We start from the raw sequence: 1,524 nt of genomic DNA on the forward strand, positions 1-1,524 counted from the left end.
CTGTCCGTCGTCAGAACATTCGGCACAACTCGCGGCGTAGATTAGCGGAGTGCGGACCTCGTCAGGGGGTTGATGTTAGGCGGCGAACTTGCGGTGCTGCAAGCGCCGATGTTCGATGGTCTGTCGCTTGATCCTTTCGCGCAGTTTGATGATTGCCGGAGCCCTGCCGAAGTAGGCGTCGGCAGGCGTCACATTGGCCAGGCTCTCGTGGTATCGCTGGTGATTGTAGTGCTCGACGAAGGCCTCGATGTGGGCTTCGAGGTCGCCGGGCAGGAAGTAGTTTTCCAGCAAGATGCGGTTTTTCAGAGTCTGGTGCCAGCGCTCGATCTTGCCCTGGGTTTGGGGATGGCACGGGGCGCCGCGGACATGGCTCATCTTCCGGGCCTCGATGTATTCCGCCAGCTCACCCGCGATGTAGCTGGGGCCATTATCGCTGAGTAGCCGGGGTTTGTGCAGCACCGTGGCGCTGTCGCAACCAGAAGCCGCCAGGGCGAGGTCCAGCGTGTCGGTGACGTCCTCGGCTCGCATGTTGGTGCACAGCTTCCAGGCGATGATGTAGCGTGAGAAGTCGTCGAGCACGGTCGACAGATACATCCAGCCCCACCCGATGATCTTGAAGTAGGTGAAGTCGGTCTGCCACATCTCGTTCGGCCGCGTGGTTTTCGTGTGGAACTGATCGGCAGCCTTGATCACGACATAGGCCGGGCTGGTGATCAGGTCGTGGGCCTTCAACAGGCGGTAAACCGTGGATTCCGACACGAAGTAGCGCTGCCCATCGGTGAAGCGCACGGCCAGTTCCCGGGGGCTCAGCTCGGACTGTTCCAGCGCCAGCTCGATGATCTGGTCGTGGATGCCCGCCGGGATGCGGTTCCACACCCGGCTCGGCGCCGATGGCCGATCTTCCAACGCCTCCGGCCCGCCTTCGAGGTAGCGATCATACCAGCGGTAGAATGTCCGACGAGGGATGCCGAGTTGGTCCAGCGTGCGCTTGGCCGACAGGTGCGACTGCTCGACGGTTCTGATGATCTCGAGCTTCTCGGATGCGGGATATCTCATTCGTCGTTGCCCCCATCCGCGACCATGCTTTTTTTGAGCAGACGGTTTTCCAGTGTCAGATCGGCCACGCATTCCTTCAGGGCCCGGGCTTCGCGGCGCAGGTCCTGGACCTCTCCGGTGGTCGCGGCACGGGCGGTGTCGCCGGCCAGGCGGCGCTTGCCAGCTTCCATGAACTCCTTCGACCAGGTGTAATACAGGCTCTGGGCAATGCCTTCCTTGCGGCATAGCTCGGCGATGCTGTCTTCCCCGCGCAGGCCATCCAGCACGACGCGGATCTTGTCCTCGGCCGAAAAGTGGCGCCGGGTCTGTCGGCGGATGTCCTTCACTACCCGCTCTGCTGGGGCCTTGGCGGGCGATTTTACATTGGAGGATCTGGGCTTCATCTTCGTTCCTTCGTCACTACGACGAAGCCCAGATCCTCCTTAAATCACAACCTCAAATCTGTGCCATTGGTGCTGACGGCGGACA

Annotated in this window: 1 protein-coding gene; it reads right to left on the bottom strand. The window is 61.5% G+C overall.

The features are described from left to right. Positions 1-75: 75 nt before the first annotated feature. Positions 76-1,439 (bottom strand): IS3 family transposase gene (locus ACH0BU_RS18025; protein WP_380942264.1). Its coding sequence is split into 2 segments (ribosomal slippage): positions 76-1,089 and positions 1,092-1,439, totalling 1,362 coding nucleotides; the frame shifts between segments, so codons are not numbered across the junction. Between the last annotated feature and the right edge of the window lie 85 nt (positions 1,440-1,524).

Origin of the sequence: Sphingomonas olei, assembly GCF_045369765.1 — a bacterium.
Lineage (GTDB): Bacteria > Pseudomonadota > Alphaproteobacteria > Sphingomonadales > Sphingomonadaceae > Sphingomonas > Sphingomonas panaciterrae.